This window comes from Streptomyces sp. NPDC047981 (genome assembly GCF_040653315.1).
Lineage (GTDB): Bacteria > Actinomycetota > Actinomycetes > Streptomycetales > Streptomycetaceae > Streptomyces.
This window is the reverse complement of record NZ_JBEZNQ010000071.1, coordinates 1-14,635: the sequence shown is the minus strand read 5'-3', so window position 1 is coordinate 14,635 and position 14,635 is coordinate 1. Positions and strand designations below refer to the sequence as shown.

9 protein-coding genes are annotated in these 14,635 nt (G+C 72.5%); 3 read left to right on the top strand and 6 right to left on the bottom strand.

The annotated features are described in order from the left end of the window. Positions 1 to 41 precede the first annotated feature (41 nt). Both AB0E14_RS30985 and AB0E14_RS30980 read right to left on the bottom strand, forming a co-directional pair. On the bottom strand, positions 42 to 1,823 hold the full coding sequence (locus AB0E14_RS30985; RefSeq protein WP_362425617.1) for an ABC transporter ATP-binding protein: 1,782 nt from the start codon (positions 1,821 to 1,823) through the stop codon (positions 42 to 44). Beyond that, entirely contained in the window at positions 1,820 to 3,634 is a 1,815-nt protein-coding gene (locus AB0E14_RS30980) for an ABC transporter ATP-binding protein (RefSeq protein WP_362425614.1), read from the bottom strand. Before AB0E14_RS30980 ends, AB0E14_RS30985 begins: the two co-directional genes overlap by 4 nt. Before the next feature lie 301 nt (positions 3,635 to 3,935). On the opposite strand from AB0E14_RS30980, the gene AB0E14_RS30975 reads away from it, so the two are divergent. Further along, positions 3,936 to 5,102, top strand: coding sequence for a S1 family peptidase (locus AB0E14_RS30975; RefSeq protein ID WP_362425611.1), 1,167 nt, complete (start codon positions 3,936 to 3,938; stop codon positions 5,100 to 5,102). 89 nt (positions 5,103 to 5,191) lie between these two features. Here the strand turns inward: AB0E14_RS30975 and AB0E14_RS30970 are convergent, their stop codons facing one another. From AB0E14_RS30970 to AB0E14_RS30960, 3 genes are all read right to left on the bottom strand, one after another. Beyond that, complete coding sequence (locus tag AB0E14_RS30970; protein WP_362425608.1) at positions 5,192 to 6,616, bottom strand: Gfo/Idh/MocA family oxidoreductase; 1,425 nt, start codon at positions 6,614 to 6,616, stop codon at positions 5,192 to 5,194. Positions 6,617 to 6,841: 225 nt separating this feature from the next. After that, on the bottom strand, positions 6,842 to 9,766 hold the full coding sequence (locus tag AB0E14_RS30965; RefSeq protein WP_362425605.1) for an FAD-binding and (Fe-S)-binding domain-containing protein: 2,925 nt from the start codon (positions 9,764 to 9,766) through the stop codon (positions 6,842 to 6,844). A 36-nt stretch (positions 9,767 to 9,802) separates the two neighbouring features. After that, complete coding sequence (locus tag AB0E14_RS30960; protein WP_362425602.1) at positions 9,803 to 10,246, bottom strand: MarR family transcriptional regulator; 444 nt, start codon at positions 10,244 to 10,246, stop codon at positions 9,803 to 9,805. A 94-nt stretch (positions 10,247 to 10,340) separates the two neighbouring features. On the opposite strand from AB0E14_RS30960, the gene AB0E14_RS30955 reads away from it, so the two are divergent. Next, positions 10,341 to 12,176, top strand: a complete 1,836-nt coding sequence (locus tag AB0E14_RS30955) for an ABC transporter ATP-binding protein (protein ID WP_362425599.1) — start codon at positions 10,341 to 10,343, stop codon at positions 12,174 to 12,176. A gap of 310 nt (positions 12,177 to 12,486) precedes the next feature. Further along, a complete protein-coding gene (mltG, locus tag AB0E14_RS30950) occupies positions 12,487 to 13,353 on the top strand; it encodes an endolytic transglycosylase MltG (protein WP_362425595.1) in 867 nt (288 codons plus the stop codon). Between the two features lies 1 nt (position 13,354). Here the strand turns inward: mltG and AB0E14_RS30945 are convergent, their stop codons facing one another. Further along, on the bottom strand, positions 13,355 to 14,473 hold the full coding sequence (locus tag AB0E14_RS30945) for an NAD(P)-binding domain-containing protein (RefSeq protein ID WP_362425592.1): 1,119 nt from the start codon (positions 14,471 to 14,473) through the stop codon (positions 13,355 to 13,357). Positions 14,474 to 14,635 lie beyond the last annotated feature (162 nt).

The following is a 14,635-nucleotide window of genomic DNA, read 5'->3' as shown; positions in this document are numbered from 1 at the left end:
CGCGTGGGCCCGCCCCTTCCGGGGGCGGGCCCACGCGCATGTCACCCGTGCCACGACCTCCACAGCGCGGCGTACGCGCCGTCCGCCGCCACCAACTCGTCATGGCTGCCCAGCTCGCTGATCCGGCCCTCCTCGACCACCGCGATCACATCCGCGTCGTGCGCGGTGTGCAGCCGGTGGGCGATCGCGACGACCGTACGGCCGTCGAGGACCCGGGCCAGTGAGCGCTCCAGATGACGGGCCGCCCGCGGGTCCAGGAGCGAGGTCGCCTCGTCCAGGACCAGCGTGTGCGGGTCGGCCAGCACCAGCCGGGCCAGGGCGATCTGCTGGGCCTGCGCCGGGGTGAGCGCGAGCCCGCCCGAGCCCACCTCGGTGTCCAGGCCCTCCGCGAGGGCGCGCGCCCAGCCGTCCGCGTCGACCGCGCCGAGCGCCGCCCACAGCTCGGCGTCCGCCGCGCCCGTCCGGGCGAGCAGCAGGTTGTCGCGGAGCGAGCCGACGAAGACATGGTGCTCCTGGTTGACCAGGGCCACGTGCTCGCGGATCCGCTCGGCCGGCATCTTCGCCAGCTCGGCAGCACCGAGCGTCACCGAACCCGTGCGCGGGGCATAGATCCCCGCGAGCAGCCGCCCGAGCGTCGACTTGCCCGCGCCGGACGGGCCGACCAGCGCGAGCCGGGTTCCCGGAGCGAGGTCCATCGACACCCGGTGCAGCACGTCGACGCCCTCGCGGTAGCCGAAGCGCACCTCGTCGGCCCGGACGTCCCGGCCCTCGGGGCGCACGGCCCCGTCGCCCGCGTCCGGCTCGATCTCGTGGACGCCCACGAGCCGGGCCAGCGACACCTGTGCCACCTGCAGCTCGTCGTACCAGCGCAGGATGATCCCGACCGGCTCCACCAGCATCTGGGCGAGCAGCGCGCCCGTGGTCAGCTGGCCGACGTCGATCCAGCCCTGGAGCACGAACACCCCGCCGAGCAGGAGGACACCCGACAGGACAAGGGTGTGGGTGAGGTTGACGACCGGGAAGAGGACCGAGCGCAGGAAGAGGGTGTACCGCTCCCACGCCGTCCACTCGGCGATCCGCCGGTTCGACAGACCGACCCGCCGCCCGCCCAGACGGTGCGCCTCGACCGTGCGGCCCGCGTCGACCGTCTCGGCCAGCACCGCGGCGACCGCCGCGTACCCGGCCGCCTCCGAGCGGTACGCCGACGGCGCCCGCCGGAAGTACCAGCGGCAGCCGACGACGAGCAGCGGAGCCGCGATCACGATCGCCAGGGCGAGCGGTGGCGCGGTGACGAGCAGACCGCCGATCAGGAGACCCGCCCAGACGACACCGATCGCCAGCTGGGGTACGGCCTCCCGCATGGCGTTGGCCAGCCGGTCGATGTCCGTGGTGATACGCGACAGCAGGTCGCCGGTCCCGGCCCGCTCCAGGACGCCCGGCGGCAGCCCGACCGACCGCACGAGGAAGTCCTCGCGCAGGTCGGCCAGCATCTCCTCGCCCAGCATCGCGCCCCGCAGCCGCACCAGGCGCACGAAGAGCGTCTGCACGACGAGGGCGAGCGCGAACAGGGCGACGGTCGGCCCCAGGCGCAGCTCGCGCGCCCCCTCCGAGAGCCGCTCGACGACCGTGCCGAGGAGGTACGGGCCCACCATCGACGCGATCACGGCGATCGCGTTGACCCCCACGAGCAGGGCGAACGCCGTACGGTGGCGGCTTAGCAGCGCGCGGACGTAACCCCGCACGGTCGCCGTCGTCCCCACCGGCAGGGTCGTCGCCTCCGTGGGGGCCGCCGGGTCGTACTCCGGCGGGGCCAGGCCGATCATGCCGACTCTCCTTCCAGCTCGGCTTCCAGCCGTGTCTCCGACACCTTCTTCTCCAAGGCCTGTTCGTCGTCCGTCTCGCGGGTGACCACCGCCCGGTAGCGCGGTTCGCGGCCGAGCAGTTCGCGGTGGGTGCCGACGGCCACCACCTCGTCCTCGTGGACCAGGGCCACCCGGTCCGCCCGGTCGAGCAGCAGCGGCGAGGAGGCGAGGACCACCGTCGTACGGCCCTCGCGCAGCGCCCGCACCCCGGCGGCGACGCGCGCCTCGGTGTGCGAGTCGACCGCCGAGGTCGGCTCGTCGAGCACGAGCACCTCCGGGTCCGTCACCAGGGAGCGGGCAAGCGCGAGGCGCTGGCGCTGGCCACCGGAGAGCGACCGGCCGCGCTCGGTGATCCGGGTCCTCATCGGATCGCCGTCGGTGTCCACGGACGCCTGCGCGAGGGCGTCCAGGACGTCCCCGCACTGCGCCGCCGCCAGCGCCTCGGAGGGCGGGACCTTGCCCGACGCGGGCACGTCGAGCAGCTCCGCGAGCGTGCCGGAGAGCAGGACCGGGTCCTTGTCCTGGACCAGGACGGCCGTACGGGCGGTGTCCAGGTCCAGTTCGTCGAGGGGCACCCCGCCGAGCAGGACCGAGGTGTGTCCCTCGCCCGGCTCCGTGGGATGACCGCCGAGCCGGTCCGCGAGCCGGCCGGCCGCGTCCGGGTCGCCGCAGACGACGGCGGTGAAGAGGCCGGCGGGCGCGAGCAGTCCGGTGACCGGGTCGTACAGGTCGCCTGTCGCCTCGGGGTGCCCGGCTGCCGGTGCCGTGGTCGTACGGGTGCGTTCGAGGCCGAGCACCCGGGCCGCCCGCTTCGCGGAGGGCCGGGAGAAGGAGTACGCCATGGCGATCTCCTCGAAGTGCCGGAGCGGATGGAGCATCAGCGCCACCGCGCCGTAGACCGTGACCAGTTCGCCGACCGCGATCCGCCCGTCGAGCGCGAGCCGCGCCCCGTAGGCGAGCACCCCCACCATGAGCAGACCGGGGAGCAGGACCTGCACGGCCGCGATCAGCGCCCACATCCGGGCGCTGCGGACGGCCGCCCGCCGGACCTCCTGGGAGGCGGCCCGGTAGCGGCCGAGGAACAGCTCCTCGCCGCCGATGCCGCGCAGTACCCGCAGTCCGGCCACGGTGTCCGAGGCCAGCTCGGTGGCCCGGCCCGCCTTCTCCCGCTGGATGTCGGCCCTGCGCGTGGCGCGGGGCAGCAGCGGCAGCACGGCCAGCATGAGCACCGGCACCCCCACCGCGACGACCACGCCGAGCGCGGGCTGGTAGACCACGAGGCCCACGCAGACCAGGACCACCGTCAGCGCGGCGGCGGCGAAACGGGACAGCGCCTCGACGAACCAGCCGATCTTCTCGACGTCACCGGTGGAGACCGCGACGACCTCGCCGGCGGCGACCCGGCGGGTGAGGACCGAGCCCAGCTCGGCCGTCTTGCGCGAGAGGAGTTGCTGGACACGGGCGGCGGCCGTGATCCAGTTCGTCACGGCGGTGCGGTGCAGCATCATGTCGCCGACGGCGATGCCCGCGCCGAGCAGCGCGAGCAGCCCGCCGACGAGCGCGAGCCGTCCGCCGTCGCCGTCCACGACCGCCTGCACGGCGAGGCCGACGGCGAGGGAGAGTCCGACGATGGACAGCTGCAGGAGCAGACCCCACAGCAGGGCCTTCACCTGGCCGCCCAGTTGATGTCGGCCGAGCCAGAGGAGGAACCGGGTGCCCGAGCGGACATCGGGGACCCCTGGGTCGGCGTACGGTAGATCGCGAATCTGCATGGTGTCCCGGGATTCCGATGTGCGGGGGATGACGGAAACCGTGCAAGGTTCGCGCCGGGGGAAGGCCCGCGGCAAACGATTTTCCGCAACGAGGTACAGAACAGGCCAAGGTCCAACAGACCGTCCCGGCTCGCCCGTGTCTGTGCGCGATTTCGACGCGGACCCCTGTGCAGGTACCGGCCGAGCCCCTACTCTCTCCCTCCGGAGAGCGCTCTCAAAGCCCCACTCGGAGAGTTCTCGGCACCGCCACAGCACCTGATGTTCCACCCCACACCAAGGAACAGCAGAAGGGTTCACGCCTGTGAGACGCCTCAGTGGAACCAGCCGCGCCGGGAAGACCGGCATACGCACCGCCCTCTCCGCCCTCCTCCTCGTCGCCACCTGGGGAGGCGCCGCCCTCGCCCCCTCGACCGCCGCCGCCGCGGCGCCCGACCCGGACGCCTCGCCCGGCCTGATCGCCGCCATGCAGCGCGACCTCGGCCTCACCGAGCAGCAGGCGCACACCCGACTCGCCCAGGAGAAGGCGGCGTTCGCCGTCCAGCCCTCGGCCGAACGGGCGGCGGGCGCCGACTTCGCCGGCACCTGGTTCGACTCCGACAGCGGCAGGCTCACCGTCGCCGTGACGAACCGCCAGAAGGCCGAGGCCGTACGGAAGACCGGCGCCGACGCCCGGGTCGTCACCCACTCCGCCGCCCGGCTCGACGCGGTCAAGCAGCGCATCGACCGCCTCGAGGCACCCGCCGCCGTGGGCAGTTGGCATGTCGACGTCCGCGCCAACCAGGTGGTCGTCCAGGTCGCCGCAGACCGGGCGGGCAGAGCCGACGTCAAGGCCTTCCTCGACCGCGCCCGCGCGGCAGGACCCGTCCGGGTGGAGAAGGTGGACGCGACGCCCGCCACCTTCGCCGCCGGGACCGTCGGCGGAGACCCGTACTACACCCACCAGTACCGCTGCTCCATCGGCTTCTCGGTGCACGGCGGCTTCGTCACGGCAGGGCACTGCGGCACCTCCGGCACCTTCGTGCGTGGCTGGGACGGATCGGACATGGGCTGGTTCCAGGGCTCCTCGTTCCCGGGCGACGACATGGCCTGGGTGAGCACCGGCTACGGCTGGTGGACCGTGCCCGTCGTCTACGGCTGGGGACAGACCTCGGACCGGCTCGTGCGCGGATCCTGGGAGGCCCCGGTCGGCTCCTCCGTCTGCCGCTCCGGCTCCACGACCAAGTGGCACTGCGGCACGGTGCTCGGCAAGAACGAGACCGTCAACTACGCCGTGGGCGCGGTGTACCAGATGACCCGCACGAACGTCTGCGCAGAGGGCGGCGACTCGGGCGGTTCGTTCATCACCGGCGACCAGGCCCAGGGCGTGACCTCCGGCGGCTGGGGCAACTGCTCCTCCGGCGGCAACACCTGGTTCCAGCCCGTCAACGAGATCCTGGGCCGCTACGGGCTGACCCTGCACACGGCCTGACCGGCCCTGCCCCCGAGCTGTCGCCTCCCCGCGACAGAGGTGGCCGCACCCGCTCCGGAGCGGGTGCGGCCACCGGCGTTCCGGGCCCGCTAGGCCGGCTTCACCGAGTCCACGCCGGACCGGGCCTTCTGCCACTCGCCGCGCGTGAAGTCGGGGATCGCCTGCGGCGCGCCCTTGGCCTTGATCGAGTCATGGCTGAGCGGCACCGGAGCCGTCCAGGTCGCCGCGTCGTAGACGTCGAAGTCGGGGACCAGGCCGAGCCGCATGCACTGCGTCAGCCGGTAGAGCATGATGTAGTCCATCCCGCCGTGACCCCCCGGCGGATTGGCGTGCTCCTTCCAGAGCCAGTGGTCGAAGTCCTTCGCGTACGCCGCGAAGTCGCCCCACTGGTGCCCCTGGTGGTCCGGCTCCAGATAGATCCGCGCGGGATAGTCCTCGAAGACTCCCAGCGTGCCGCCCAGGCTGTTGATCCTGCTGTACGGGTGCGGGGTCGAGACGTCGTGCTCCAGCCGGATCACCCGCCCCTTCGCCGTCTGGACCAGGCTGATCGTCCGGTCGGCCCCGATGTACGACTCCTTCCAGCTCGGGTCGCCCGCGGGCAGGTGCTTCGCCCGGTACTCGGCGAGACCGAGCGCCTGCGTACCGAAGCTGCTGATGCTGACCGCCCGGTCGCCCCGGTTGACGTCCATGTAGTTGGCGACCGGACCGAAGCCGTGGTTCGGGTAGAGATCGCCGCGCAGCCGGGTGTGCCACAGGCGGCGCCACGGGCCCTCGTAGTACGTGGGCGAGAACATCAGCTCGCGCAGATCGTGGTTGTACGCCCCCGCGCCGTGCAACAGCTCGCCGAACCGGCCCGCGTGCGCCATCCGCAGGACACGCATCTCGTTGCGGCCGTAGCAGCAGTTCTCCAGCTGCATGCAGTGGCGGCGGGTCTGCTCGGAGAGGTCGACCAGCTCCCACAGGTCCTTGAGTGTCATCGCGACCGGACACTCCACGCCCACGTGCTTGCCGTTGAGCATGGCCGTCTTCGCCATCTCGAAGTGGAGCTCCCACGGCGTCGCCACGTAGACGAAGTCGACGTCCGTGCGCTTGCACAGGTTCGCGTAGTCGTCCTCGCCGTTGGTGTACACGGCGGGGGAGGGCTGTCCGGCGGCGACGACCTTGGCGGCGGCGCGCTCCGTCTTGTCGCGGACCGGGTCGCACACCGCGACCACCCGCACCCCGGGAAGGACAAGGAAGAGGTCGATCATGCTGCCGCCCCGGTTGCCGAGGCCGACGATCCCGACCCGGACCGTGGAGCGCTTGGCGAAGGGGACGTTCACCATGGTGGCGCCCCTGCGGCGGGGAGCGCCTGCGGTCTGTCCGGCGATCTGCTCGGCGGCGGCCGCCTCGGGCGCGGCGGCCTCGGCACTCGTGGTGCCCAGGGCGCCGAGGCCGATGCCCGCTCCCGCGACCCCGGCCGTGGTCCGCAGAACGGAGCGGCGGCTCGGCGGCTGCGGTGCGTTGTCGTTCATGGAACCTCCAGTAGCTGTGTGCACGGCTGGCTCATGAATCCCGCTCAGGACCCTGTCCGCCGGGACTGGTGGTGCGCAAGGGCGCGGATTGGACTCTTGCGACGGGTGGTTGGACTCTTCCATTCCGCGTCGCCGGTCCATGCGGACGACAAGGGTCCCTCACCCACATGGGGTAAGGGACCCGTGATCTCACGGCCGTAATCCCGGCAAAGGAGTGACGGACCGTCAGGCGCGCGTCGCCCGCTCCAGCGCCAGCAGGGCCGACTGATAGCTCCGGCCCGTCGCCCGGTCCATGCCGATCTCGCACATCCGGTTCGCCGACAGATGGAGGTCGAACGGACGTGCCGTCACTTCCGCCGCCTCGCGGGCGGTCGCCGAGGCCGTCAGCTCCGGATGCAGCATGCCCCGGTCGCCCGCGAAGGCGCAGCAGCCCGCGTCGGCCGGTACGACGACCTCGTCGGCGCACGCCCGGGCCACCGCCGTCAGCTGCGCCTCGTCCCCCAGGTGCCGCATCGAGCAGGTCGGGTGGACCACCGCCGACTCCACCCTGCGGCGCACGTCCAGCCGGGGCAGCAGCTCGTCGGCCGCCCACACCAGCGAGTCGACGACGGTCAGCTCCGCGTGCAACTCCCGGTTGTCGTCCGTGAGATACGGCACCACCTCATGGGCGATGCCCAGCGTGCACGAGGACGCGTCGACCACCAGGGGCAGCCGGCCGCCCGCCGTCCAGCCCCAGGCCGCAGCGACGATCCGGTTGGTCATCACCGCGTTGCCCCGTTCGTACCCCTTGGAGTGCCAGATCGTGGCGCAGCACGTACCGGCCACGTCGTCCGGGATCCACACCGGACGGCCCGCCCGGCCCGAGAGCGCCACCACCGCCTCCGGCAGGGAGGGCCCGCGCAGGCCCTCCGGGCCGCCGAAGATCCGGTTCACACAGGCCGGGTAGTACACGGCGACGGCCGCCGGGCGGTGCGTCCGGGGGAGCCGGCGGCCGGCCGCCCCCGGGATCTCCGGCAGCCACTCCGGTACGAGATCGGGCCGCACGACCCTGCGCGCCAGACCGGTCGCCGCCGCCAGGACCCGGTCGCCGATCCGGTCGGCCGCCGCGACCGCGAGCCGGGCCGACGCCTCCACGGCGCGGAAGTTCACCGCCGCGAGCGCCGCGATCCGCTCCTCGCGCGAGGAGTGCCGCCGATGGCGGAAATCCTTCATCAGCGCCCCGGTGTCGATCCCGACCGGACAGGCCAGCTTGCACGTGGAGTCGCCGGCGCAGGTGTCCACGGCGTCGTAGCCGTACGCCTCCAGGAGGCTCGCCTCCACGTGGGACCCGTCGCCCTGGCGCATCATCTCCCTGCGCAGCACGATGCGCTGGCGCGGAGTCGTCGTCAGATCCTGGCTGGGACAGGTCGGTTCGCAGAAGCCGCACTCGATGCACGGGTCGGCGATCGCCTCGACCTTCGGGATGGTCTTGAGCCCGCGGAGATGGGCCTGCGGGTCGCGGTCGAGGACGATCCGCGGCGCGAGCACCCCGTCGGGGTCGACGAGCTCCTTGATCCGCCACATCAGCTCCGTCGCCCGCGGCCCCCACTCCAGCTCCAGGAACGGGGCGATGTTGCGACCGGTGGCGTGCTCGGCCTTCAGCGAGCCGTCGAACCGCTCCACCGTCAGCTTGCAGAACTCGTCCATGAACGCGGCGTACCGCTCCACGTCCGCCGGGTCGCCGGCGTCGAAGGCCAGCAGGAAATGCAGGTTGCCGTGGGCGGCGTGACCGGCCACGGCCGCGTCGAAGCCGTGCCGGGCCTGCAGGTCGAGCAGATCGGCGCAGGCCTCGGCGAGCCGCTCCGGCGGCACGGCGAAGTCCTCCGTGATCAGCGTCGTACCCGAGGGACGCGAGCCGCCCACAGCCGTCACGAACGCCTTGCGGGCCTTCCAGTACCCGGCGATCCTGCCGGGGTCGCGCGTGAAGGCGTTCTCCACGGAAGCGACCGGCGCGACGAGTTCGAGCTCCGCGAGGACGGCGGCGGCCGCCCGCTCGTACGCCTCCTGCGCGGCCGCGTCCGGGGCGCGGAACTCCACGAGGAGGGCCGTCGTCTCCTTGGGCAGCTCGGCCCAGTCGGCCGGCACCCCGGCCACGCTGACCGAGGCGCGCAGCGTGTTGCCGTCCATCAGCTCGACCGCGAGCGCCCCGGCCTCGTTGAAGCGCGGCACGGCGGCCGCGGCGGCGGTCAGCGAGGGGAAGAAGAGCAGGGCCGTGGAGACCTCGCGGTCCAGCGGGAGCGTGTCGAAGACGACCTCGGAGATGAAGCCGAACGTCCCCTCCGAGCCGACCATGAGCCCGCGCAGGATCTCCACCGGCGTCGCGCCGTCCAGGAAGGCGTCCAGGCGGTAGCCGTTGGTGTTCTTGATGGCGTACTTGGCGCGGATCCTGGCCACGAACTCCGCGTCCGCCTCGATCTCGGCCTTCAGCTCCTTCAGCCCCGCGCAGAGCCGGGGCTCGGCGCGGGCGAGCTCCTCGTCGGCCGCCGGGTCGCCGGTGTCCACGACGGTCCCGCTCGGCAGCACGACGGTGAGCGAGGAGACCGTGCGGTACGAGTTCCTGGTCGTGCCGGCCGTCATGCCCGAGGCGTTGTTGGCGACGACCCCGCCGATCGTGCAGGCGATCGCGCTCGCCGGGTCGGGACCGAGGACCCGGCCGTGCCGGGCGAGCGCCGCGTTGGCGCGGACGACGGTGGTACCGGGGCGGATCCGGGCGCGCGCGCCGTCGTCGAGGACCTCGACACCGACCCAGTGCCGGCGCACGTCGACGAGGATGTCCTCGCCCTGCGCCTGCCCGTTCAGGCTGGTCCCGGCCGCCCGGAAGACGACCTCGCGGCCCTTGCCGTGGGCGTAGGAGAGGACGGCGGAGATGTCGTCGATGTCCTCGGCGACCACCACGACCTGCGGCACGAAGCGGTAGGGGCTGGCGTCGGAGGCGTAGCGCACCAGGTCGGAGATCTTCGAGAGGACCTTCTCGGGGCCGAGGAGCGCGACCAGCTCCTCCCGCAGCCGGCGCGGGGTGCCCCGGGACTGGAGGTCGGGGACCCGGTCGGGCGCGGCCCTGCGGGCCGTTCCGGGGCGCAGGGCCTGCGGGTTCGGCTCCAGGAGTGGCATGGACGGCTCCCCTCGGCGCTCCCGGCACCCGAGCGGTCAGCAGCGGCGCTCCGGCACGTGGTCGACCAGAGCGGACAGCAGACCTCCGAGCACCTCGCGCTGATCGACGGTCAATGGAGCAAGGATGTCCTCTGCGGCCGCCCGACGCGCGCTGCGCAACGCGCGCAGTGTCTCCCGTCCGGTGTCCGTGATCTCGATCCTGACCACCCGTCGGTTCGTCGGGTCGGCCACCCTGCGCACCCGCCCGGCGGCCTCCAGGCCGTCCACGAGGCTGGTGACGGCCCGCGGGACCACCTCCAGGCGCTGGGCGAGATCGGCCATCCGGGGCGGCTGCTCGTAGTGCGCGACCGTGCGCAGAAGCCGGGACTGTGCGGGGGTGATGCCGACCGGTTCGAGCAGCCGTTTCTGGCTGCGCTGCAGCCGCCGGGTGAGGCGGAGGAGCTGCTCGGCGAGGAGGCCGTCGGCGTCGGGGCTGTTCATGGGGGAACACTATCAGGACCTGGTTCATTGTGAGTATAGGTAACAATGAGCTATGCTCTGATCGTCTTGACCTCTCACACCCTCGTAGGAGCCCATGCGTATCCACGAAGAGTCCGACTGGACACCCCCGCCCCGTGATGCCACGCAGCCGAAGGAACCCGCCCAGACGCGGCGCATCCTGCGGCTCTTCCGTCCCTACCGCGGCCGGCTGGCGCTCGTGGGCCTGCTCGTCGCCGCCTCGTCCCTGGTGTCGGTGGCCTCGCCGTTCCTGCTCAAGGAGATCCTCGACGTCGCGATCCCGCAGGGCAGGACCGGGCTGCTCAGCCTGCTCGCCCTCGGCATGATCGTCACGGCCGTGATGACCAGCGTCTTCGGCGTGCTCCAGACGCTGATCTCCACCACCGTCGGCCAGCGCGTCATGCACGACCTGCGCACCGCGGTCTACGCACAGCTGCAGCGGATGCCGCTCGCCTTCTTCACCCGCACCCGCACCGGCGAGGTGCAGTCCCGGATCGCCAACGACATCGGCGGCATGCAGGCGACGGTCACCTCGACCGCCACCTCCCTCGTCTCGAACCTCACCGCCGTCGTCGCCACGGTCGTCGCGATGCTCGCGCTCGACTGGCGGCTCACCGTCGTCTCGCTGCTCCTGCTGCCGGTCTTCGTCTGGATCAGCCGTCGCGTCGGCCGCGAGCGCAAGAAGATCACCACCCAGCGGCAGAAGCAGATGGCCGTCATGGCCGCGACCGTCACCGAGTCGCTCTCCGTCAGCGGCATCCTCCTCGGCCGCACCATGGGCCGCTCCTCCTCCCTGACCAGCTCCTTCGCCGAAGAGTCCGAGCGCCTCGTCGATCTCGAGGTGCGCTCCTCGATGGCCGGACGCTGGCGGATGTCCACGATCGGCATCGTCATGGCGGCGATGCCCGCGCTGATCTACTGGGCCGCGGGCCTCGCCGTCCAGGCGGGCGGCCCCGCCCTCTCGCTGGGCACCCTGGTCGCCTTCGTCTCGCTCCAGCAGGGCCTCTTCCGGCCGACGGTGAGCCTCCTCTCCACCGGCGTCCAGATGCAGACCTCGCTCGCTCTCTTCCAGCGCATCTTCGAATACCTCGACCTGCCCGTCTCCATCACCGAGCCCGCCGACCCGGTCCGGCTTCCGAAGGTCGGCGGCGAGGTCACGTTCGAGAACGTCTCCTTCCACTACGACCCCGCGGACGCGGGCCGACCCACGCTCGACTCCATCGACCTGGCCGTCCCGGCCGGTGGCAGCCTCGCCGTGGTCGGCCCCACCGGATCGGGCAAGTCCACCCTCAGCTATCTCGTGCCCCGGCTCTACGACGTGACCGGCGGCCGGGTCCTCCTCGACGGCGTCGACGTCCGCGACCTCGACTTCGACACCCTCGCCCGGGCGGTCGGCGTGGTGTCCCAGGAGACGTACCTCTTCCACGCCTCGGTCGCCGACAACCTGCGCTTCGCCAAGCCGGACGCCACCGACGAGGAGATCCACGAGGCCGCCCGGGCCGCGCAGATCCACGACCACATCGCCGGCCTGCCCGACGGGTACGACACCCTCGTCGGCGAGCGCGGTTACCGCTTCTCGGGCGGCGAGAAGCAGCGCCTCGCCATCGCCCGCACCATCCTGCGCGACCCGCCCGTGCTCATCCTCGACGAGGCGACCAGCGCCCTGGACACCCGTACGGAACACGCCGTCCAGCAGGCCATGGACGCCCTCTCCGCCGGGCGTACCACGATCACCATCGCGCACCGGCTCTCCACAGTCCGGGACGCGGACCAGATCGTGGTCCTCGACACCGGCCGGATCGCCGAGCGCGGCACCCACGAGGAGCTCCTCGCCAAGGACGGGCGGTACGCAGCCCTGGTGCGCAGAGACGAACACGCGAACGTGGGAGCGGTTGTTCCCCAGAACGTGTGATCGTTCCCGGATTCGTTGCTCAACTCCCTTGTGACAGCTGATGATTACGGTGCGCAAGCAACGGGCTGCAGACCGCGACCGCGCACTGTCCCACCGATGCACTTTGCACAAGGAGAAGCACCACCATGAACGTCATCACCAACCTGCTCGCCGGCGTCTTCCACTTCCTGGGCTGGCTCGTCTGACCCATCCGCCCGGTTACGCCCGGCAGGAAAGCGGCGCCGTCGGTCCCCCGTCCCAGGGGGCCGGCGGCGCCGCCGCGTGTGCGGGGCTCCCCGGTTTCGCGGGCGGGCCGGGTTAGCGTGCGCCCATGACGCACCGGACCTGGCAGCCCGAACACCGTCGCCGCCGCACCCGGCTCACCCGGCGCGGCCGGATCGCCCTGCTCATCGGCGCCGCCCTCGCCGTCGCGGCGGCGATCACCGTCCCGCTGCTGGTTCTCGGCGGCGAGGACAAGCCCGCCCCCGAGAAGCAGCGGACCCTGCTCATCCCGGAGGGATGGCGCGCGGGGCAGGTCTACACGGCCGTCGACCGCTCCCTCGGCCTCGCCGCCGGCACCACCCGCAAGGCCGCCGACACCCCGGTCACCGCCCTGGGGCTGCCGAGCGCCGCCCAGGGCAACCCGGAGGGGTACCTCTTCCCCGCGACGTATCCGGTCCTCTCGACGACCACCCCCGAGAGCCTGCTCCGCTACATGGTCCAGACGGCCGGCAAGCGCTTCGGCGCCGAGCACATCATGGCGGGCGCCCAGCGCAACGGTGTGAGCGTGCACCAGACGGTGATCATCGCGAGCATCGTCCAGGCGGAGGCCGACACCACCGAGGACATGGGCAAGGTCGCGCGGGTCGTCTACAACCGGCTCGCCCGGGGCATGGCGCTCCAGATGGACTCGACCCTGAACTACGCCCTGGGACGCTCCACCGTCGACACCACCCACGCGGACACCAAGATCGAGAGCCCCTTCAACACCTACGAACGGGCGGGCCTTCCGCCCACCCCGATCGGAAACCCGGGGGAGCAGGCGATGACGGCAGCCATCGAGCCGGCCAAGGGTGACTGGCTGTACTTCGTGACCGTGAAGCCGGGAGACACCCGGTTCACCGCCGACTACGCCGAACACCAGGCGAACGTCGAGGAGTTCAACCTCGTCCGCCGCGCGTCGAGAGGAGAGGGCTGACCTACGCTACGGTCACCGGCTCCCGCTGCTGCCGTGCGCGGTCCAGGAGGCGGTGGATCTCGGTGACGGCCGCGCGCCCGGCCCGGTTGGCGCCGATCGTCGAGGCCGAGGGCCCGTAGCCGACGAGATGGACGCGCTCGTCCCGGACCGCCCGCGTCCCCTCCACCTGGATGCCGCCGCCCGGCTCGCGCAGCCGGAGCGGGGCCAGGTGGTCGATCGCGGCGCGGAAGCCGGTGGCCCAGAGGATCACATCGGCGTCCACGGTCCGGCCGTCGGCCCAGGCCACACCGGTCGGGGTGATGCGGTCGAACATGGGGTTCCGCTCCAGGACTCCGTTCCGTCGGGCCTCGCGGACGGCATCGCTGAGCGGCAGGCCGGTGACGGAGACGACGCTCTGCGGCGGCAGCCCCTGCCGGACCCGTTCCTCGACCAGGGCGACCGCGGCCCGGCCCTCCGCCTCGCCGAACGGCCCCTCGCGGTAGACCGGCTCGCGCCGCGTCACCCAGGTGGTCTCGGCCGCGACCTCGGCGATCTCCATCAGGTGCTGTGTCCCGGAGGCGCCGCCGCCCACCACGATCACCCGCAGGCCGGCGAACTCCTGGGGACCCGGGTAGTTCGCGGTGTGCAGCTGGCGGCCCCGGAAGGTCTCCTGGCCGGGGTAGCGGGGCCAGAAGGGCCGGTCCCAGGTGCCGGTCGCGTTGATCAGCGCGCGGGTGGCGTACGGCCCCTCCGAGGTCTCCACGAGCAGCCGCCCGCCCTCGCCCTCGCGGACGGCGCGTACCTCCACGGGACGGTGGACCCGCAGGTCGAATCGGTCTTCGTAGGCGGCGAAGTAGTCGCCGATCACCTCCGACGAGGGCCGCCGGCCGTCGGCGCCGGTCAGCTCCATGCCGGGCAGCGCGTGCATTCCGTGGACCTTGCCGTACGTGAGCGAGGGCCAGCGGAACTGCCAGGCGCCGCCGGGGCGCGGGGCGTGGTCGAGGACGACGAAGTCCCGGTCCGGGACCAGGCCGGTGCGGCGCAGATGGTAGGCGGCGGAGAGCCCGGCCTGCCCTGAGCCGATGACGACGACGTCCACTTCTCGTACCCCGAGATCGTCTCGTACCCCGAATTCGTTCACGATTCCACTAACCGTGGCGGGGCCGCGGATCTTCCCGGAGCCGGCGGTGCCCGGTGTCCCCCACCCCAGAAGGGGACACCGGGCACCGCGTCCTTCGCGCGCCCCGCCGGCGCGTCCTACCGCCCGCTACCGCCCGCCGCCCGCCAGGAGCAGCGGGGCTCC

Bases quoted from the DNA above. Each gene is read 5' to 3' on its own strand.
- AB0E14_RS30985 (WP_362425617.1), bottom strand. From the start codon at position 1,823: ATGATCGGCCTGGCCCCGCCGGAGTACGACCCGGCGGCCCCCACGGAG.
- AB0E14_RS30980 (WP_362425614.1), bottom strand. From the start codon at position 3,634: ATGCAGATTCGCGATCTACCGTACGCCGACCCAGGGGTCCCCGATGTC.
- AB0E14_RS30970 (WP_362425608.1), bottom strand. From the start codon at position 6,616: ATGAACGACAACGCACCGCAGCCGCCGAGCCGCCGCTCCGTTCTGCGG.
- AB0E14_RS30965 (WP_362425605.1), bottom strand. From the start codon at position 9,766: ATGCCACTCCTGGAGCCGAACCCGCAGGCCCTGCGCCCCGGAACGGCC.
- AB0E14_RS30960 (WP_362425602.1), bottom strand. From the start codon at position 10,246: ATGAACAGCCCCGACGCCGACGGCCTCCTCGCCGAGCAGCTCCTCCGC.
- AB0E14_RS30955 (WP_362425599.1), top strand. From the start codon at position 10,341: ATGCGTATCCACGAAGAGTCCGACTGGACACCCCCGCCCCGTGATGCC.
- mltG (WP_362425595.1), top strand. From the start codon at position 12,487: ATGACGCACCGGACCTGGCAGCCCGAACACCGTCGCCGCCGCACCCGG.